This window comes from Pseudarthrobacter sp. W1I19 (assembly GCF_030817835.1).
Taxonomy (GTDB): domain Bacteria; phylum Actinomycetota; class Actinomycetes; order Actinomycetales; family Micrococcaceae; genus Arthrobacter.
This window is the reverse complement of the sequence record NZ_JAUSZR010000001.1, coordinates 123,733-142,858: the sequence shown is the minus strand read 5'-3', so window position 1 is coordinate 142,858 and position 19,126 is coordinate 123,733. Positions and strand designations below refer to the sequence as shown.

The 19,126-nt window shown below is 64.6% G+C and carries 18 protein-coding genes and 1 riboswitch; of the genes, 12 read left to right on the top strand and 6 right to left on the bottom strand.

Going from position 1 to position 19,126, the window contains the following annotated elements:
- From QF038_RS00635 to pabB, 5 genes are all read left to right on the top strand, one after another.
- Window positions 1-624: a LysE family transporter gene (locus tag QF038_RS00635; protein WP_307607738.1), complete on the top strand. Its 624-nt coding sequence runs from the start codon at window positions 1-3 to the stop codon at window positions 622-624.
- Between the two features lie 130 nt (window positions 625-754).
- Window positions 755-1,291, top strand: coding sequence for a low molecular weight protein-tyrosine-phosphatase (locus QF038_RS00630; RefSeq protein ID WP_307607736.1), 537 nt, complete (start codon window positions 755-757; stop codon window positions 1,289-1,291).
- A gap of 117 nt (window positions 1,292-1,408) precedes the next feature.
- On the top strand, window positions 1,409-2,524 hold the full coding sequence (locus QF038_RS00625) for a GTP-binding protein (protein ID WP_307607734.1): 1,116 nt from the start codon (window positions 1,409-1,411) through the stop codon (window positions 2,522-2,524).
- 54 nt (window positions 2,525-2,578) lie between these two features.
- Complete coding sequence (gene ykgO / locus QF038_RS00620; protein ID WP_050053273.1) at window positions 2,579-2,701, top strand: type B 50S ribosomal protein L36; 123 nt, start codon at window positions 2,579-2,581, stop codon at window positions 2,699-2,701.
- 16 nt (window positions 2,702-2,717) lie between these two features.
- Window positions 2,718-4,835, top strand: a complete 2,118-nt coding sequence (pabB, locus tag QF038_RS00615) for an aminodeoxychorismate synthase component I (protein WP_307607731.1) — start codon at window positions 2,718-2,720, stop codon at window positions 4,833-4,835.
- Window positions 4,836-4,906: 71 nt separating this feature from the next.
- Here pabB and cls read toward each other — a convergent pair whose 3' ends face one another.
- Window positions 4,907-6,379: a cardiolipin synthase gene (cls, locus tag QF038_RS00610; protein WP_373461611.1), complete on the bottom strand. Its 1,473-nt coding sequence runs from the start codon at window positions 6,377-6,379 to the stop codon at window positions 4,907-4,909.
- Window positions 6,380-6,475: 96 nt separating this feature from the next.
- Here cls and QF038_RS00605 point away from each other — a divergent pair, with 96 nt between their 5' ends.
- Window positions 6,476-7,405, top strand: a complete 930-nt coding sequence (locus QF038_RS00605; RefSeq protein WP_307607727.1) for an aminodeoxychorismate lyase — start codon at window positions 6,476-6,478, stop codon at window positions 7,403-7,405.
- A 39-nt stretch (window positions 7,406-7,444) separates the two neighbouring features.
- Entirely contained in the window at window positions 7,445-7,909 is a 465-nt protein-coding gene (locus tag QF038_RS00600) for a pyridoxamine 5'-phosphate oxidase family protein (RefSeq protein ID WP_307607725.1), read from the top strand.
- 39 nt (window positions 7,910-7,948) lie between these two features.
- Here the strand turns inward: QF038_RS00600 and QF038_RS00595 are convergent, their stop codons facing one another.
- On the bottom strand, window positions 7,949-8,659 hold the full coding sequence (locus QF038_RS00595; protein WP_307607723.1) for a TetR/AcrR family transcriptional regulator C-terminal domain-containing protein: 711 nt from the start codon (window positions 8,657-8,659) through the stop codon (window positions 7,949-7,951).
- Window positions 8,660-8,889: 230 nt separating this feature from the next.
- Here QF038_RS00595 and QF038_RS00590 point away from each other — a divergent pair, with 230 nt between their 5' ends.
- The gene (locus QF038_RS00590) at window positions 8,890-9,144 is read left to right on the top strand and encodes a hypothetical protein (RefSeq protein WP_307607721.1); all 255 of its coding nucleotides are present in this window, start codon (window positions 8,890-8,892) and stop codon (window positions 9,142-9,144) included.
- Between the two features lie 113 nt (window positions 9,145-9,257).
- On the opposite strand, the gene opgC is transcribed toward QF038_RS00590, so the two are convergent.
- Window positions 9,258-11,642 carry an OpgC domain-containing protein gene (opgC, locus tag QF038_RS00585; protein WP_307607719.1) on the bottom strand — a complete coding sequence of 795 codons (2,385 nt, stop codon included), beginning with the start codon at window positions 11,640-11,642 and terminating at the stop codon, window positions 9,258-9,260.
- 356 nt (window positions 11,643-11,998) lie between these two features.
- A riboswitch (SAM riboswitch) is annotated at window positions 11,999-12,113 on the top strand.
- A 13-nt stretch (window positions 12,114-12,126) separates the two neighbouring features.
- Here opgC and QF038_RS00580 point away from each other — a divergent pair.
- From QF038_RS00580 to QF038_RS00570, 3 genes are read left to right on the top strand one after another with little or no spacing between them, the layout of a single operon-like run.
- On the top strand, window positions 12,127-12,405 hold the full coding sequence (locus QF038_RS00580) for a DUF1737 domain-containing protein (RefSeq protein ID WP_091423992.1): 279 nt from the start codon (window positions 12,127-12,129) through the stop codon (window positions 12,403-12,405).
- On the top strand, window positions 12,402-12,812 hold the full coding sequence (locus QF038_RS00575; RefSeq protein ID WP_307607717.1) for a rhodanese-like domain-containing protein: 411 nt from the start codon (window positions 12,402-12,404) through the stop codon (window positions 12,810-12,812). Before QF038_RS00580 ends, QF038_RS00575 begins: the two co-directional genes overlap by 4 nt.
- Window positions 12,813-14,021 (top strand): O-succinylhomoserine sulfhydrylase, encoded by a 1,209-nt coding sequence (locus QF038_RS00570; RefSeq protein WP_307607715.1) that lies wholly within the window; start codon window positions 12,813-12,815, stop codon window positions 14,019-14,021.
- A gap of 117 nt (window positions 14,022-14,138) precedes the next feature.
- Here QF038_RS00570 and QF038_RS00565 read toward each other — a convergent pair whose 3' ends face one another.
- Entirely contained in the window at window positions 14,139-14,441 is a 303-nt protein-coding gene (locus QF038_RS00565) for a DUF1905 domain-containing protein (RefSeq protein WP_307607713.1), read from the bottom strand.
- 135 nt (window positions 14,442-14,576) lie between these two features.
- Between QF038_RS00565 and QF038_RS00560 the strand changes: the two genes are divergently transcribed.
- Complete coding sequence (locus QF038_RS00560) at window positions 14,577-16,238, top strand: HNH endonuclease signature motif containing protein (protein WP_307607711.1); 1,662 nt, start codon at window positions 14,577-14,579, stop codon at window positions 16,236-16,238.
- An 18-nt stretch (window positions 16,239-16,256) separates the two neighbouring features.
- Here the strand turns inward: QF038_RS00560 and QF038_RS00555 are convergent, their stop codons facing one another.
- On the bottom strand, window positions 16,257-17,489 hold the full coding sequence (locus tag QF038_RS00555; RefSeq protein ID WP_307607708.1) for a glutamate--cysteine ligase: 1,233 nt from the start codon (window positions 17,487-17,489) through the stop codon (window positions 16,257-16,259).
- A gap of 67 nt (window positions 17,490-17,556) precedes the next feature.
- Window positions 17,557-19,080, bottom strand: a complete 1,524-nt coding sequence (locus tag QF038_RS00550) for a UDP-N-acetylglucosamine 1-carboxyvinyltransferase (protein WP_307607706.1) — start codon at window positions 19,078-19,080, stop codon at window positions 17,557-17,559.
- Window positions 19,081-19,126 lie beyond the last annotated feature (46 nt).

Genomic DNA, 19,126 nt, shown 5'->3' with positions numbered 1-19,126 from the left:
GTGCAATTTTCCCTGTGGCTCACCCTGGCCGGCGCCGGCGTCCTGATCAGTTTCACACCCGGCGCAGGAGCCATCAACACCATGAGCAATTCCCTGAGCGCCGGGTTCCGGCGCTCCATGTGGGGAATCCTCGGCCAGCAGGCAGCACTGGTGATCCACGTAGTGATCGTGGCCCTAGGCGTGGGCGTCCTGGTGGCCAGCTCGCCCATCGCCTTCAACGTCATCCGGTACTCAGGCGCCGCCTATCTGGTGTATCTGGGCATCAGGCAGTTCCTCGCCAAGCCCGACCTCGAGCAGGAGAAAATTGCCGGCCTTCAGAACGAGCCCGCCTGGTCCATCTTCCGGCGCGGATTCTGGGTAAACCTGCTGAATCCAAAGGCCATCATCTTCTTCCTGGCCTTTATGCCCCAGTTCATCCGGCCCGAACAACCCCTCCTGGCCCAGTACGCGGTGCTGACGGCAACGATCGTCGTCATCGATGTCCTTGTGATGTGGTTCTTCTTCGCGGCGGCCGCCAGATCCTTTGAGCGGTTCACCCACAGCGCGCGCGGGCAGCTGGTCCTCAACCGGTCCTTCGGCGCGCTGTTTGTGGCAGTGGGAATCCTGTTGGCCTTCCTCCACTGAGCTTCCACTGAGCGCCCTGCCCCCTGCACGCAGCAGGGGAATGACGGATAAGCACAGCTTCTTTACAAAACAGTCAACCTTTGTGAACCGGTGGCTAGCCAACGGGCCTGTTAGCGCTCATGCTTAGTTTATGAACTCAGCGTCGAGCCCATACCGTGTTATCGCCGTCTGCACCGGAAACATCTGCCGGTCCCCCATGGCTGAGCTGATGCTCGCCGCGGCCCTGGAACGCGAAGGGCTTGAGGGCCTGGTGGCCGTTGATTCTGCGGGCACTACCGGCTATGAGGCAGGGCGGCCGATAGACCCGCGCGCAGCCCGGCGCCTCGGCGCGACGCAGCTCAACTGGGACAAACACATCGCCCGCCAGTGGCAGCACTCGTGGTTCCGTGAACGGGACCTGATCCTCGCCCTGGACATTGACCACCACGCCTGGCTCAGCGAGTCCGCCCCGGACCAGGAATCCAGGAACAAAATCCGCATGCTGCGCAGCTTTGATCCGCGCCTGGCGGACAAAGACCTGCTGGACCAGGGCATTGAGGACCCCTGGTACGGCGGGCAGGCCGACTTCGACGTCGTATGGCACCAGGTCCATAACGCCCTGCCCGGTCTGGTGGAATACATCAAAGGGGCCGTCCTGGAAAACACGCAGCTCCAGCGGCAGGGCTGACGGGAAAGCAGCCCCGACCACAGCGCTACAGGCGGGTGGACAACCAGCGCCGCCCGCCAATCGGAGCCAGCCAGGCTTGGCTTGTATTGAGAATGGTTCTCAATTAGTCTGGTTGGCATGACCCTCCTTGTCGTCAGTTCCCTCGATGCACTCTGCCGGCAGCAGGCGTGCGAAGACCTCGCGGCAGCCCGTCCCGGCAGCCTGGTGGTCCTTCACGACCTCCTGGAGAGCGGACTCGTGATCCGCCGGGTCTTCAGCGGCCGCATCCTCCTTGAACGCGAGGAGACCACGCTGGAGCACGGATGCCTCAGCTGCGCAGTACGGCTGGACCTGGTGCCCAGCATCGAGAGGCTGCTCAAAAAAGCCGCAGGCCCGATCATCATCGGCCTTCCCCCTGGCGTACCCTCCTCAGCGGCGGTGTCCGCATTACGGCGCACCCTATCCCGGCCGGCATCCGTAGGTTCGGTGGTCCTCGCCTGCTCTCCCGACGCCCTGGAGGACAACATCTGGGAAGCCCACACCCTCTTTGAATCAGGGTTCACCCCGCTGCCGGAAGAGGAACGGACACCGGGTGAATTCCTGCTGGGTGAACTCGCCTTCGCAGATACCGTGCTCCTCACCGAGCCGGACATTGTTCCGCCGGATCCCCTGGGCCGGGAGCGCGGCCTGCACCTGATCCCTGAACTAGCTCCGCATATTGAGGTGGCGCATGACGCGGCGGCTGTCCGTGCGGGACTGCACCGCTACAGAGATGCGGTGGCCAGGACGGCACCCGGGAACGCTTTTATGCCCACCCGGTCCTCCGGCACACCCGGCTCGCCGTTCGCCACCATGTTCCAGAGGGTGGAGCGCCCCCTGCACCCCGGGAGGTTCCGGCAGGTGCTGGCAACACTCGCGGAAGGGTGCTGCGTCCTGCGCGGCCAGCTGTGGATGGCCTCCGCACCCGCATGCCGGATAGCAATCCAGGGCATCGGCCCCCGCGTGTGGCTGGAAAACCTGGGGCCATGGCCGGAAGGCGCTCCAGCCGGCGGGGTGAAGCGGACGGCCCAGGAGCCGGCCGCGACCGTCATCGCCGCTACGGGTGAGGGCCTGGACGCGGACGAGTTCGAGCAGTTACTTGTCTCCTGCCAGCTCACGGACGAGGAACTCGCCGCTGGCGGCAATGGAATGCACGATCCCTTTGGACTGTTCCCACTCGAGGAAAGCACGCCCCCAAAGGGAACTGCCAGCTAGCCCGGCGCCTGTACGAGCAACCAAACCACCAACATTCAAAAAAAGGAGCACATCGTGAAGGTCAGGAATTCACTCCGCGCACTGAAGAAAATCCCGGGCGCCCAGATTGTCCGGCGGCGCGGAAAGACGTTCGTCATCAACAAGAAGAACCCGCGGATGAAAGCCCGGCAGGGATAACGGTACGCTCTAATCCATGAGCCCAGCCCCCGTCATCATTGCCATCGACGGGCGCTCGGGCGCGGGGAAGACCACTCTCGCCGTCGAACTGGCGGCACGGCTGCGCGCCCACCACAAGGTTTCTCTGTTCCACCTCGAGGACATCTACCCGGGCTGGAACGGGCTGTTGGCGGGCATCGACCGCTACGTCACCACGGTCCTGGAACCCCTGAGCCGTGGTGACGCTGCCACCTGGACCAGCTGGGACTGGGAAAGGCATTACGACGGCGACTCCCGCGTCACGCTGCCCGCCGAGATTGTGATCGTTGAGGGAGTGGGCGCGGCCGCCGCCGCGGCACGGCCCCTGCTCAGCGCCGTTGTCTGGGCGGACTCCCCGGATGACATCCGACGGAGCCGCGCCCTGGAGCGCGACGGCGGAACCTACGAACCCTACTGGGACCAGTGGGCGGCACAGGAAGAGGAGTGGCTGGGCGGCGACGACGTCCCGCAGCACGCAGACGTACGGGTGCTCAACCGCGCCGACGGGTCCGCCCCAACGGACGTGCTGCAGCTCCTTCCATACGTTCCCGCCCTGGCCCCCGTGCTGTCCCCTGAACTCTCGGCCCGGCGCGGCCTGGGTATGCATGCCGAACGTCTGGACGCGCGCCCGGATGCCGCCACCCTGTTCAACGCCCTCTATGGCACTTCCGCCAACGCCGCCTGGCTGGACTCGTCCAACGCCGGCGCTCCGGCCGTGAGCTTTCCCAAGGCTCGCCATGCTGCCCCCGCCAGGGAGGACCAGGCCGAATCGGCCGCCGCTGAACGCAGCCGCTTCAGCATCATGGCGGACGACGGCGGGCTGTTGGGCCAGAAGCTGTCGCACCGTTCAGGCGTCAACAGTATCCAGGCCGGCTGCGCGTCGGCCACCATGGAAGGCCCGTTCTTCCGCTGGCTGGACACCGTGTGGGGCGACGCGTCGGTCAGCACCCCCAATGGCTACCCCGGCGAATTCACGCTGGGCTGGCTCGGATGCCTGGGCTACGAACTCAAACGGGAAACCGGCGGAACTGATTATTCCGCCCCCACCCCCGATGCTGCCCTGATCTTCGCAAGCAGGGCCGTGGTCCTGGACCATGCCGAAGGCACCGCGTGGTTGCTGGCCCTGGACGCACCGGATGGCCAGGATTGGCTCGATAAGGCCCGCACGGCCGTCGAAGAGGCTGCCGGCCACGAAGCCCGGGTGGGTCATGCCACCCAGGCCGGCGGCAGCACCGGCGTCGTCCTTTCCCAAGCGGCCAGGTTCGTAAGCCGCGATACCGGCGCAGCATACCGGGAGAAGATCGCGGCCGCCCAGTACGAAATTGCCGGGGGGAATACCTACGAGGTCTGCCTGACCACCACGTTGTCAGCCCGGATTCCCGCAGCCGCGCTGGACCCCTGGCAAACGTACCTGGCCCTGCGCCGCAAGAACCCGGCACCGTTTGCCAGCTACCTCCGGTTCGGCAGCCTGGCGGTAGCCAGCACCTCCCCCGAGCGCTTCCTGAAGATTGCGTCCGACGGCGGCATGCGCGCCGAACCCATCAAGGGAACCCGCGGCCGTTCCTCGAGCCCGGCTGAAGACACAGCGCTGCGCACCGACCTTGCCACGTCCCTGAAGGACCGGGCCGAGAACATCATGATCGTGGACCTGCTGCGGAACGACCTCAGCCACTTCGCCGTCCCCGGCTCCGTGACTGTCAGCAGGCTCTGCGCGATCGAAAGCTATGCCACCGTCCACCAGATGGTGAGCACCATCGACGCCCAACTGCAGCGCGGATCGTCCCGGGCCGAGGCCGTGGCAGCCTGCTTCCCGGCAGGCTCCATGACCGGCGCGCCGAAAATCAGCACCATGGCCATCCTGGACCGGCTGGAAGGCGGCTCACGCGGGCTTTATTCCGGGGCCATTGGCTACTTCTCACTGAATGGCGCCACGGACCTCGCCGTCGCCATCCGCACCCTGGTGATCAACGGCGGAGGTGACGGGACCGTGGATCTGACCCTCGGCGTCGGCGGCGCCATCACGGCCGATTCAGTCCAGGACGAGGAATACGAGGAAATCCGCACCAAGGCTTTCGGCGTCCTCTCCACGCTGGGCGCAGAGTTTCCCGACGCCTGACCCCCGAGTTTTTGTCCAGATATGCAGGGGGGTGGAGGCCTCCGAAGTCGGCATACGTGGACAAAAACTCCTTATTGGACCGTCGCCGTCAGCCGCGCCACGTTGTCCACGTACCGCGTGGCCAAGGGCCGCTTGATCCAGTCGGCCAGCCTGAGCTCATGCGAGATGTCCCGGTAAGTGTCCTCGATGGCGCGCATCTTGGTGACGATGTCCTCCCCCAGCAGCATCACCGACACCTCAAGGTTGAGCGAGAACGAGCGCATGTCCATGTTGCTCGAACCCAGCACCGCAATCTCGTCGTCAATGGTGAAGTGCTTGGCGTGGAGCACAAACGGAGCCTTGTACAGGTAGATCCGGACGCCGGCCTCCAGCAGGGCCTCATAGTATGAGCTCTGGGCGTGATGGACCAGGAACTGATCGCCCTTCTCCGAGACGAACAGCTCCACATCCACGCCCCGCTGGGCGGCAGTGGTGATGGCGTAGAGAAGGGAATCGTCCGGGACGAAGTACGGGCTGCAGATAGAAATCTTGTGCTGGGCCGAATAGATGAGCGTGTTGAACAGCCGCAGATTGTTCTCAGTGATGAAGCCCGGGCCGCTGGGCACTACCTGGGCCGTGACGTTGCCCGGATGCGGGTTGGCCGGGAGCTGCAGCTGGTGCTCCAGGGACTCGTCGGTTTCGCTCAGCCAGTCCGTGGCAAAAACCACGTTCAGGGTGGTGACGATGGGTCCGCGCAGGCAGGCCATCAGCTCCACCCATTCACGGCCGGCCTTCCGGTGGCGGGGGTTGTTGTAGGAGGGCTCGATCAGGTTCTGTGAGCCGGTGAAGGCGATTTCGCCGTCGATCACCATGATCTTGCGGTGGTTGCGCAGGTCCGGCCGGCGCCACTGGCCATGGATGGGGAGCAGCGGAAGCATCCGCTTCCACTGGATTTTGCCGGCCCGAAGCCGCTTGAGCAGGTTCCGGTAGCCCTTCACGCGAAGGGTGCCGATGTGGTCGAACAGCACCCGGACTTCCACGCCGCGTTCGGCGGCTTCCTCCAGGGCGGTCATCAGGTCGTCAGTGATGTGGTCCGTGCTCATGATGTAGAACTCGGCGTTAACGAACTTCTTCGCGTTCCGCACCGCCTTGGTCATCTCAAGGATAGAGTCCGGGTAGCCCGGGATCAGGTCCACGGAGTTGCCGTCCACCATCGGCAGGGAACCCAGCCGCCGGTTCAACTCCGCAGCGGAGCGCACCCATTCCGGTCCGGGATAGTCGCTTTCGACGTCGGCCAGCGAGGAAATACCGGCCCGCACCCTTTCGTTGACCTGTTGCTGCTGCTGCCGGCGGCGGCTGGACAGCTTAAAGTTGCCGAACAGCAGGAACAGGATGATGCCCACGAACGGGACAAAGAAGATGCCCAGCAGCCATGCCATTGCGGTAGTGGGCCGGCGGTTGCCCGGGATGATGCCCACCGCGAGCACCCTGATCACCAGGTCGGCGACGGCCAGCAGCACCACCACCCACGTCGGCGCGGTGCCGGCAAGCGAAAATGGCCACAACACGTGAATAACCCCCGGAAGACGGCTCCCGGCGGACGGGTTCCGGCCAGGGCACTCCGCCCAGCTTATCCGTGAGCGCCGCACTAAGCTGGACCCATGACCTCTCCAGCCGCCGTGGTTCTCGCCTTCCTCGATCCCGCCTTCCCCGACGGCCGGTTTGCCGATGCGTCCAGGCCCCAGCTGCTGGTGACGGACCAGGGCGCCACCCGGGGCGACGGAATCTTTGAGACCATGCTCGCCGTGGGGGGTACCGTCCGGAAGATCCAGGCGCACCTGAACCGCCTTGCCGGTTCCGCTGAGGCGCTGGATCTGGCCATTCCCGGCGAGGACGAGTGGCGCCGCGCCATCACCGCAGCCGTGTCCGAACACCGGGCCCAACACCCGCCCGCCTCCGCCACCGACGACGAACTGGTGGTGAAGCTCGTGGCGACCCGCGGTGTGGAGGGCGCGTCCACTCCTACCGCCTGGGTCCAGGTGTCCCCTGCCGGTGCTGCCGGCCGCCGCCAGCGCGAGACCGGCATCGACGTCATTCTGCTGGACCGCGGCTACGACAGCGATGTTGCCGAGCGCGCCCCCTGGCTGCTGCTGGGTGCCAAGACCCTCTCCTACGCCGTCAACATGGCCGCCCTCCGTTACGCCCGCAAGCAGGGCGCCGACGACGTCATCTTTACTTCCTCAGACGGCCGCGTCCTGGAGGGCCCCACGTCGACCGTGCTGATGGCACACGTGGAAACGCCCGACGACGGCAGCTCCGTTAAGCGCCTCATCACACCCCTGCTGGACAGCGGCATCCTCCCCGGCACCTCTCAGGGCGCGCTGTTCGCCGCTGCCAAGGCCGCCGGCTGGGAGTTGGGCTACGGGCCGCTGGAGCCGCAGGACCTGCTGGACGCCGACGCCGTCTGGCTGATCTCCAGCGTGCGGATGCTGGCGCCGGTAAACCGGATCGATGGCAAGGAAATCGGCACGCCGTCGGTGCAGAAGGAGCTGACTGCCGAGCTGAACGAGCTTTTCACCGGCATTCAGTAACCTTCCCTGGGGACGAAGCCTGGCCTTAGGGTATGGTTCATGAACTCTGACGCAGAGCAAACCGGGAAACTGACCTTTGACCACTGCTGGGAACTGCTTGAAGGTGACACCCTGGGCCGGCTCGGCCTGGTTGTGGACGGACACCCCGAGATTTTCCCGGTCAATTACGTGGTGCACCGCCGGAGCATTGTCTTCCGGACCTCCGGCGTGACCAAGCTGTGGAACGCCAAGGAGGAACGGCCGGCTGCCCTTGAGATCGACGGCTACGACCCCCACACAGAAGAGGCATGGAGCGTGGTGGTCCGCGGGGATACGAACATCGTCGAGGACCAGGCTGACAAGGACGCCGTGGACAGCCTGGGGCTGGAGCCGTGGCAGCCGGGCGAGAAAGCCCACTACATCAGATTGTCGGCGCGGGCGCTGACGGGCCGCCGCTTCAAGGTGAACACACCGGACGTCTGGAACACCCGCAGTATTGACCGGCGGCGCGCGTCCTTCGAGTAACGCGTCGGGTCAGCAGCCCCTCGTCCAGCGCGCGTTCCTTTAGGCGGACGCGCGGGCAGGCTTCTTGGAGAGCTGCGCTTCAAGCCCTGACAGCAGGATGGTCAGTCCCTGGTCCAGCTCTGTTTCCCCGTCGTATTCGGAAAGATTCGGCGCCAGCGCCCTGAGTCGGGGAAATTCCTTGGCCGGGAGCCGGTGCAGCCCCAGCCGCAACAGTGCTTCGTTTTCTTCCGGATCCACCACATATTCCTGCAATTCGTTCAGGATGTGGCCGTAGAGGAAGCCGTAGTAAGCGCGGTAAACGTGCAGTGCATCAGCGGGGTTGAAGCCTGCGCCAATCAGCAGGGAGAGGATCTGCTCCAGCGGACGCAAGGTGCCCAGCGGTCTCAGCCCAAGTGGCGTGGAGAGCGGCCTCGTGACCAGCAGCGGGACCACGTTCGGGTGCTTGAGCGCGAGCCGCCGCAGGTCATGTGCGATTCTGCGGAGTTGGGCTTTCCAGTCGGGGTCCTCCGCATGGATGGGCAAGTCATTGAGCACCAACTCCGAGACGCCATCCAGCAGCGCGGCCCTGTTTTCGGCATAGCGGTAAAGGCTCATGGGATCGCGGCCCAGCTCTTGCCCCAGGCGTCGCATGGTAAGAGCTTCCAAGCCCTCCGCGTCCACAACTTCCAGGGCTTTGGTGAGCACGGCTTCCCTGCTCAGCCGCTCCTTCCGGACATGGCCTTGTGTGGCTGAGGCCTTCGCGGCTGACATAGTTTTCCAATCTGGGGCGGGAAGCAAGTACGTACTTGAAGTAATTCCAGACGCTTGCCGTATCTGTAGTCTACGGGTAAAGTCTACAGCGTAGATGCGGTGTTGGCGCCGCTAGAAACCTATCGATTCCAGAAGACTCGATAAATACTCCATTGCCTTGTGCACGGCTTTGAGGTTCCCGCTGCTGTAGCCGAACGGCGGCACCACGCACGTAGCGAAGGGACGCCGTCATGGCACATTCGCAATTCGACACTTTCCTCCAAGAAGCCACCCACCTGGATAAGGCGTACGACCACAGCCTCGACGATGACCGGCTTTACGGCCTGTATACGAGTTGGTGCTTTATCAACCAGCAGAAGCCCGGCAACGAGTCTGTTTTCTGGGCGGCCATGAAACACCGCATGCCCGCAGGCCACAGCGGCCTGCGCATGAAGGGCCCCGCAGCCGCCGATTACATCCTGACAAGCTACCCAGGGCTCGTCTAAGAGCCCTGACATGCGCCAAAAAGGCGTGAACAGCTGTCCCCGGCGGGACAAGTGTTCACGCCTTTCGCGATTAAAGTCCTTGGGTGCAGCCCGGGCGGCCCCTGGCGAACCCCTCAGGTGGGGATGATGCGGAAGAGGAACCGGGTCCGGACCATCACCCACAGGAGCCCGAGGACCAGTGCGTACGCTGCCGTGTTGATCCAAATGTCGTCCTGGCGAAGTGCCGGGATATTGGCGATCACCGCGATCAGGACCACATGGATGATGAAAACGTACAGGGTTGCCCGGCCCAGCGGAATCAGGAACCAGCCCAGGGCGCGTGCCACCGGCTTCCAGTAGGCCGTCAGGAATGCATAAGCGCCTACCACCAGCACCAGGACGTTCAGGAGCCGGCCCGGAGCCAGATAGGTGCGGCCGAAGAAGAGCTCGTACATGCTCCGGTACACCGTGTCCGGAATGATGGCCAGCCGTACGTCCAAGCCGTTGGCCAAATACGGGTTGCCCCAGGACAGAAACGCGAAGGCGAAGGCGGCAGCCGTGCAGGCCGCCACAACCCAAGTGTGGTCAGTGAGCCATGAGACGATGCGGTGCCGGTGGAACCCGGCCACCAGGCCGACCACAAACAGGACCTGCCAGACCAGCAACGGGAATGAGTCCTCAAACTGCGAGGGCAGGATCCGGAACCTGGTGACAGCCCCCACCCCGTACAGGGCCAGAGTGCCCGCCAGCACCCACACGGCTTTGCCCCGGTTGAGGGCGGCAAGGATCAGCGGACTAACGAGCAGCAGCACCACGTAGAGGCCCATGACGTTGAACTGCCAGGGGCCGAATTGCAGCAGCAGGATGGCGGGCAGGACCTGCGGGGGCACGGGGAACTGAAACAGCGATTCCATTCCGGAATACAGATCATAGGTGCGGCCGGTACCGTTGTGGCCCGCGCCACCGGTTCCCTGGTCAACGAAGGTGGTGAGTGTATCCGTCTGGAATATTGGCAGCAGCGAGATCAGGAAGACGGCGATCAGCACGGCGAGCGCGGTCACATAGAGCTTGCCTGCCCGGCGTGACGTGAGGTCCACCACGGTGCCGAAGTCCGCGTTCACCCTGGGTCCGGAGACCATGCCCACCACGAGGCCGGAGAAGAGGACAAAAAGCTCGGCTCCGGAAACGAAGCCCACCGTTTCCTGCGTCAACAGCTGGAACAGCGACGTCATGCCCAGGTGGTTCACCACCACAAACACAATGGCCATGCCGCGCAGCAGGTCCACCCGGGAATCCCGTTTTGAAGGATCCGAGTATCTCCAGGCAGTCGCCGTGTTCACCCTGCGGGGGACCTGCCACAACGCCACCAGGAGGATGATCAGTGCCGCAGCCACAGTCCAGGCGCCGGCGCCCGTGAGGGTGTTGGCGCGGACGTATCCGCTGCCGGCGGCGACCTGGGTGACGGGGCCGGTAACCATGGGGGAAGCCTCGAGCCGGTCCCGGGCGGCGGCCGCAACGGCGGGGTTTCCGGTGAGCAGCCAGTCAATGCTTGCCACACCGGTGTCCCTGGTGCTTGTCCGCTCGTCCCAGACCACGGCCGCCGTTTTGGCGAAGTCCGTGGAGGTGGCCGCACCCAGGACCTGGTCCCACCAGGCCACTTTGATGTCCACATCCGAGGCGCCGCCGGAGGCCGGGCTGTAAAACGCAGCGGTCTGCAGGACGAACGGCTTGTCCTTTCCTGCCGCATATGTGCCGTAGAAGTTTTCCCCGCCGGAGGTTGTCAGCATTCCCTGGAGTTCGTTCGGCTGCGGCACCGTGTTGACGGACGCCCCGCCGGCAGTGTCATCGTGGAACGCGGTCAGGCCCACCCAGTCCACGGCATCGTCCCCGGGGTAATAAGGGGCATACGCCGCATCCGAACCGTTCCACACACCGTCGCGGTTGGTATCGAGGAGGGCGAAACCCTCGCTGCCCGGCGCAGGGGCGTTCCGGTTCCGGTCATAGGGGTAGTCCTTGCCCAGGTACGGCTCCCACACCATCGACGTACCGCCAGGATCCTCGAAGGCCTCCGCGACGGCCCGGAAGGCGGACCGGTATGCGGCAGGCTGCTGGCCCCACTCCACCCAGCTGGCATTCATATCGGGGGCAAAGCGGATCATCACCTGGCCTTTGAAGTTCGCAGTCAGCTTCCGTACCTCAGCAGCAAACGATGCGGCGGCCTCAGCATTGACCCGCTCCAGGGCAATGCTGGGCTTCACCGTAAGCATGGCGTGGGCGCCCTGCATCCCCGATTGCTCCAGGAAGCCCCTGATGTTTTCTCCTTCCGATGCGCGGAAGGGCAGGGCGATGTCGTGCCCGAAAAGCGCCGGGGATGCACCCAGCCTGTCCGTAAAGCCCGCCGCCGTGTCCTCGCCCCATTCGAGGACCGCGCCCAGAAGCGGCTTACCCTCGTCCGGGACGGTGTCTGCAGCACGGGCGGACCCTGCGGGCAGTATCACTGCCAGGACGGCAATCAGCATCGCGGCAAGAAGGGCAGTTACGGCGCGGAGAAGGGAATGTCGGGTGAGTTGCCGGCGACGATGTGGCAGACGGCCGTGTCCTAAAAGGTGTTGCAGTGCGGCGGCTGTTGGCGTGCTGATGAGGACCCCCAGGAACTTTGCTCCGACTGCCGGGGCGGCGCCCCACAAGAACCCTATCTGCCTGGAAAGCAGCCACGGGCGCCAGGTGCCCGGAGCCGCCCGTGGCGACTCCCGCCGTCGTACGTTCCGGGAACCGCCCGCCAGTGCGCACCCAACTTGCTCCAGCAGCGCTTCGGTTACGGAACATGACGACGACGGCGGTGCGGGGCCACGTGCCAAGTGTTACGTTTTTGGGGAGTAATGAGTACCGGCGCCAAGCCCTGACTGGCCGGTCGGCAACCCTCCTTCCGCGGCGGGGTGCCTCAGGTGAATACTCGGCATATCGACCGATTCGAGCTGCAAGCGTGAGAGAAGGAGATCCGTCATGTCAGACGCACCTGCCAACGAAGAAAAACTGGCCTACCGCCTTATCACGGGGCCTGATGACAGATCCTTCTGTGAGCGGATTTCCGCCGCCCTGGCCGAGGGCTATGTGCTGCACGGAAGCCCCGCCGTCACGTTCAACGGCAGCACCGCCATCGTGGCGCAGGCCGTCGTCCTGCCGGCAGCGATTGCTTCCGCTGATGCCGCGGTGGCCACTGCCGTGGACGAGCTTGAACTGTCCGGCGAAGACCTCGAGTTCGCAGGCGAGGGCCACGCATGAGCTACGCAGGGGACCTCACCCCCCAGGAAGCCTGGGACAAACTGCAGCAGGGTGCCATCCTGGTGGACGTCCGCACCGAGGGTGAGTGGGCCCACATCGGCATCCCGGACACCAAAGCCACGGACAACGATCCGCTGTTCATCCAGTGGACCTTCCCGGGCGGCATCCCCAACCCCGATTTCCTGAAGGACCTGAGCCTGCAGGCCCCCGAGGATGCTTCCACCGAGCTGCTGTTCCTGTGCCGCTCCGGCCAGCGGTCCATCGCTGCCGCCATCGCCGCCACACAGGCCGGCTTCACCTCCTACAACGTCCTGGAGGGCTTCGAAGGTGAGCCGGACCGCTACGGCGAACGCACCGTTAACGGCTGGAAAAACCGCGGCTTGCCAACAAACCTGGGAAAGAACTAAGTGACCTTCAACGAAGACGCCGCCGGCTGGAGCCCTGACACCCAGGCCGTCCGCGGCGGACTGGACCGCACCAACTTCCAGGAAACCAGCGAGGCGGTGTTCCTGAACTCCGGCTTCGTCTACGAATCCGCCGCCGCTGCCGAGCGGGCCTTCACGGGCGAGGACGAGCGCTTTGTCTACTCCCGCTACGGCAACCCCTCCGTGGCCACGTTCCAGGAGCGGCTCCGCCTGCTCGAAGGAACCGAGGCGTGCTTTGCGACGGCGTCCGGCATGTCCGCCGTTTTCACCGCCTTGGGTGCCCTGCTGGCTGCCGGCGACCGCGTGGTTGCCGCCCGCTCGCTCTTTGGCTCCTGCTTTGTGATCCTCAACGAGATCCTGCCCCGGTGGGGCGTGGAGACTGTCTTTGTGGACGGCCCGGATCTCGACCAGTGGCGCGAAGCCCTGTCCCAGCCCACCACCGCAGTGTTTTTCGAGTCCCCGTCCAACCCCATGCAGGAGATCGTGGACATCGCCACGGTCAGCGAACTCGCACATGCGGCGGGCGCCACCGTGGTGGTCGACAACGTTTTTGCCACTCCCCTGCTGCAGCGCTGCGGCCAGTTGGGCGCCGACGTCATTGTCTACTCAGGTACCAAGCACATCGACGGCCAGGGCCGGGTGCTGGGCGGCGCGATCCTGGGCACCAAGGAATTCATCGAAGGTCCGGTCAAGCAGCTCATGCGCCATACCGGCCCGTCGCTGTCCGCCTTCAACGCCTGGGTCCTCACCAAAGGCCTCGAGACCATGGCCCTGCGCGTGAACCACTCCTCCGCTTCCGCTCTCCGGATCGCCGAGTGGCTGGAGCAGCAGCCTGCCGTGAGCTGGGTGAAGTACCCGCTCCTGAAGTCTCACCCGCAGTACGAACTCGCCGCCAAGCAGATGAAGGCCGGCGGAACCGTGCTCACCTTGGAACTTGCACCCTCCGGCGGACGCTCCGGCAAGGAAGCCGCCTTTGCACTGCTGGACGCCTTGCGGATCATTGACATCTCCAACAACCTGGGCGATTCCAAGTCCCTCATTACGCATCCGGCCACCACCACGCACCGCGCCATGGGGCCGGAGGGCCGCGCTGCCATCGGGCTCAGCGACGGAGTTGTGCGGCTCTCCGTGGGGCTCGAGGACGTGGACGATCTCATCGGTGATTTGGAACAGGCACTCAAGCAGATCTAGCGCTGATGGCGCTCCGCTCCGGCACTGGGACGGGGCACCGCGTCCGGACACCGCTCCGGGCCCCTCGCTGGATTGCGTTGAACCGCCCATGCCGGGAATCTGCGCCGCGTAGGGGCTTCAGAAGTTCCCTACAGAAAGGTTGACGGCAACCTCGTCGCCTTCGCCGATCTTGGCTTTGTTCCTGATGTCCTTTTTGACGGGCAGCAGGTAGGAGCTGCTTTTGTTGTCCCGGAAAAGGGAAGTCTGCCACGAGTGTCCGCCGATCTCGGCGGTGACTTTGATGGAGCCGAACGCCTTGCTGGCCCCTGCCATTAGAACGCGGACGTCGTCCGCCACCTCTGCAGGAAGGGTCAGGAAATGCCAACCGGCCTCGCCCGGATACAGCCAGAGTTCGGCTTTGAAGGAATACGACGGCGTCACGCGCCGAGTATGGCACGTTTAGGCCCGGCGTTTAATGCGGTCAGAAACTAATCGCTCAGAAAAAAGCTTCCAGGATTTTCCAGCGGTCAGCCTACCGCCCCTCAAATTGTCGGACCCCCGTTAGAAGATATTGGCATGGGAAACGGCGAAAGCAGGGCAGCAGCGATGGAGGGCATTCAGGCCTCCACTGCCCGGCTCGATGCGCTGTTCCTCGAAGATCACCAGCTGGAAAGTGACGCCGGCGCCGGTGGCGGCGCTGTTGTGGATGTGTTGCAGCGGCAGTATGAGATCCGGCTGGAGCGGATGGCGGTAACGAAGCAGCTGGAAGCCCAGATCGCCGCCGTCAAAGCCCGGGACGCATCCGAGGCCATCGAGATCCAGCACGCGATGATCCCGCCGGAAGCGCCCGTGCACGAACGGACCTACGCCGAGATGTCCGCGGTCGAGGAAATCGCCGGGGTCCTGACCGTCAGCTCCCCCGCCGCCGGAGCACTCATCACCCAATCCCGGCAACTCACCGCCCTGCCGCCGGCCATGGACGCCCTCTCCGCCGGGACCATCTCCTGGATGCACGCCAAAATCATCGCCGACGAAACCGAAGGCCTCAGCCCCACGGGAGCGGCCGCCCTCGTGGCCCATGTCCTGAACCCTCACCCGGCCCGGGGAGCCGCCGCCGGCGAACTCGTACCCTCACGCTTCCGGACCAGAGTCCGTAACTGGCGCGAACGCCACCACCCCGAATCCCTCGAAAAACGCCACACCAAAAGTGCCGCCGACCGGCGGATGGAATACACCCCGGACCGCGACGGCATGGCCTGGCTCTCCCTCTACGTCCCGGCGGACCAGGCCTCAGCCATCTGGAACCGCACCACCGCCCTCGCCCGCGGCCTCCAAGGCCCCGACGAACCCCGCACCATCACCCAACTCCGCCCCGACATCGCCGCCAGCCTGCTCCTCCGCGCAGGAACCGCAATTCACCCCGGCCCGGAAACCAGCACACAAGAAAGCAACACAGGACAAAGCGGCGCGGGACAAGGCAAGCCGCGTGAAACCCACGCAGGTGCCGGCTTGGGCAACGTCCCGGCACCCAAGGTGGACGTCCTGGTGACCGTGCCGGTACTCGCCCTATTCGACATCACGGACGAACCGGCAAACCTGGACGGCCACGGTCCAATCCCCGCCTCGATGGCTCGAAAACTCGTCGCCGACGGTGCCAGCTCCTTCTACCGGGTGCTCGTGGATCCCCGGGACGGGGCACCGCTGGAAATCGGACGCACCAGCTACCGGCTCACCAAAGCCATGAAAAAGGCCCTGCAGCTCCGGGACGGAAAATGCACCTTCCCCGGCTGCAACAACCCATCCCTGGACAACGAGGCAGACCACCTCACCGCGTGGCAACACGGCGGACATACCGGGCTCAGCAACCTGGCCCAGCTCTGCCCCAAGCACCACCACCTCAAACACAACAGCGGCTGGGAACCCACCCCAGCCACCGGAACCGAACCACCCGGCTGGACCTCACCCACCGGCCGACACTACAAAGCCGAACAACCCGACCACGAACCACCACAATGGCCGCCCGGACTCATGGACTCCCTCGACGTTGACCCGCCGTTTGAAGAACCAGCCGATGACGACCTTCACGATCCCTCCGACTACCCGCCGGACGATCCCATCTGGGCCGACTTCTACGCCCACCCGCCGAAACTGCCCAAAGATCCTTTTCCGGACTGGCACCGCTGGCTCAGCGAGTGCTTCGCCGTCCCCAGAAACGCTCCATCTTCTGAAACCCCATAGCCTGAAACTCTCGGGCCACTAGGACTGCCTGACACGCAGCAGTTCCGGCGCGTCATCCACCGTGGAAAGATCCAGGGCGCCGCGCATAGTGACGTCCACTGCGTGCCTGACCACAGCCCCGAAACCAAGATCGCCGGGTGCTGAGGCTGCCAAAGTCCTGTCCCGGACCCGCCGCTGTTCAACTGCCCCGGTTCCTCGCGCAATAATGTCCTCAACCCCTTGCCGGGCCAAGGCAAGTTCACCTTGCTCCTGCAATACCGGCGCCAGATAGTCCACCAGTGAGCGGACCACATCCGTGGCACGCGCCGGCCGGAAAGTCCCAAAGTCCAGCAGTTCTCCGCCAAGTCCTTCACTGCTTGCCTGCCAGGACGCCATGCGCAAAATGACTGTGGGCACGGGAGCGGGATCCACGCCGTCGTGCCACTCCCGGCTGGCAGTCTCAACGAGCGCCCGCACCAGGACGGCGATCAGCGCGGCGTCCTCGGCCCGAAGGCAAACGTCCGCCACCCGCACCTCAACGGTTGGATGGTTCCGGGACAGGCGGGCGTCGAAGTACAGCATCCCTTCATCCAGCATCACGCCTGTATCCAGGAGACGGGAGACCACCCTCCGGTAGGCCGAGTAGTTCCCGTAGATTCCTGAAGGCCCGGCAGTGGGCCAGCGGTTCCACGCCTGCGTGCGGTAGCTCTCGAAGCCGGTCTGCAGACCGTTCCAAAAGGGTGAATTGGCGCTGAGGGCAGTGAGCACGGCCAGCTTGTCGCGGATCCGGTCCAGCACTGCCACGCCCTCATCGTGCGACTCGATGTAGGTGTGTACGTGGAAGCCGCACGTCAGTTGCTCCTGTGCGGTCAGGCCAAACCGTTCCAGCATCTTGGCATAGCGGGGATCAGGAGTGGTGTGGCTGGACAGCCCCAGCGGCGAGGTGGCCAGGGCCGCCACGCGTGCATTGTTCTTCTTGGCAGCCTTGTCCGCAAGCGCCCGGCCGGCCCGGATCTGTTCCAGAAGCTCTGCGTATTCCAGGCATGGCCTCGTCTGGGTCTCTATCTGCTCCAGCTTTAGTTCGGCGCTCAGGCCCATCCCGTCGCCGGCCTTAAGAACGTGGCCGCCCTTGGCGTCCGGACCCTGCGGATCGTCAGGAGCGTCGTCAGCTGCCATTCGGCGCCCGGACAGCAGTGCATCAGCCAAGGCCAACGGTTCACCGCTCTCCGGATCAACGATCAGGAGTTCTTCCTCGACGCCGAATGTACGCATACTCACATTCTGCGACAGGGCAGGGCATTTTGAGGGCCTTCAACACTTCATGACGAAGCGTGAATGGTCAGTCCTGGAAGTACTCCACCTTGGCCCCAATGGTGTTGAGCCGCTCCGCCAGGTCCTCGTAACCGCGCTCGATGACGTAGATGTTCCGCAGCTCGGACACGCCCCTTGCGGCCAGCATGGCCAGCAGCAGGCAGGCCGCCGGGCGGAGCGCCGGCGGGCAGCCAACCTCCGCCGCGCGCCACCTGGTGGGCCCGTTGATGTAGATCCGGTGCGGATCCAGCAGTTGCACCTGCGCCCCCAGCCGGTTCAGCTCCGTGAGATAGATTGCCCGGTTTTCGTAGACCCAGTCGTGGATCATGGTCTGCCCGTTCGCATTTGCGGCAATCACGGCAAAGAACGGCAGGTTATCGATGTTCAGGCCCGGGAACGGCATGGGATGGATCTTGTCCTCGGGAGCGTGCAGCTCGGACGGTTTGGTGGTCACATCCACCAGCCGGGTCCGGCCGTTGCGGGCCACGTACTCCTCGGATATCTCCAGCCGCTGGCCCATTTGCTCCAGTGTGGCCAGTTCAATCTCCATGAACTCGATGGGCACCCGGCGGATGGTCACCTCGGAATTGGTGACGATACCGGCGGTAATGAGGCTCATGGCCTCAATGGGGTCCTCTGACGGGAAGTATTCGATCTCCGCATTGATCATCGAACGGCCGGTGATCTTCAACGTGGTGGTACCCACGCCGTCGATGCTGACACCGAGCATCTGCAGGTAGAAGCACAGGTCCTGCACCATGTAGTTGGGGCTGGCGTTGCGGATCACCGTGGTCCCCTCCCGGTGCGCCGCTGCCATGATGGCGTTCTCGGTGACGGTATCGCCGCGCTCGGTCAACACGAAGGAACGGTCCTGGGTATCGGCAGACGGGGCCTGCACGGCGTAGAAACCCTGGGTGGCTTCCACGCTGAGGCCGAACTGGCGCAGCGCCTGCATGTGCGGCTCCACGGTGCGGGTGCCGAGGTCGCAACCGCCAGCATACGGAAGGCGGTACACGGAGGACTCATCCAGCAGGGGTCCCAGCAACATGATGACGCTGCGGGTGCGGCGGGCTGCCTCCACGTCCATGGCGTCCAGCTCCAGGACCTCCGGACGGCGGAGCTGAAGGTCGGTGTCGTTAAGCCAGGTGCATTCGACGCCGATGCTGGTGAGCACCTCCACGATGCGGTTGACTTCCTCAATGCGGGCAAGGCGGCGGAGTACGGTGGTGCCCCTGTTGATAAGGCTGGCACACAGCAATGCGACGCCGGCATTCTTGCTGCTGTTGACGTCCACAGCACCGGACAGGGTCCGGCCGCCCTCCACGCGAAGGTGCGTCATCTGCGGTTTACCCACGTTGACGATGCTTCTGCCAAAAATGGTTTCGAGGCGCTGGATCATTTTCAGGCTCAGGTTCTGCTTGCCCTGCTCCATCCGGGCAATGGCACTCTGGCTGGTGCCGAGCTCCGAAGCCAACTGGCCCTGGGTCCATCCTTTTTCACTCCGGGCGTCCCGAAGCATGGCGGCAACGTGTTCGGCGGTCTCCTGCGTCATGCGAAAAATATATCATAAATGAGTTAGCGTCGGCTCAAAGGGCCCG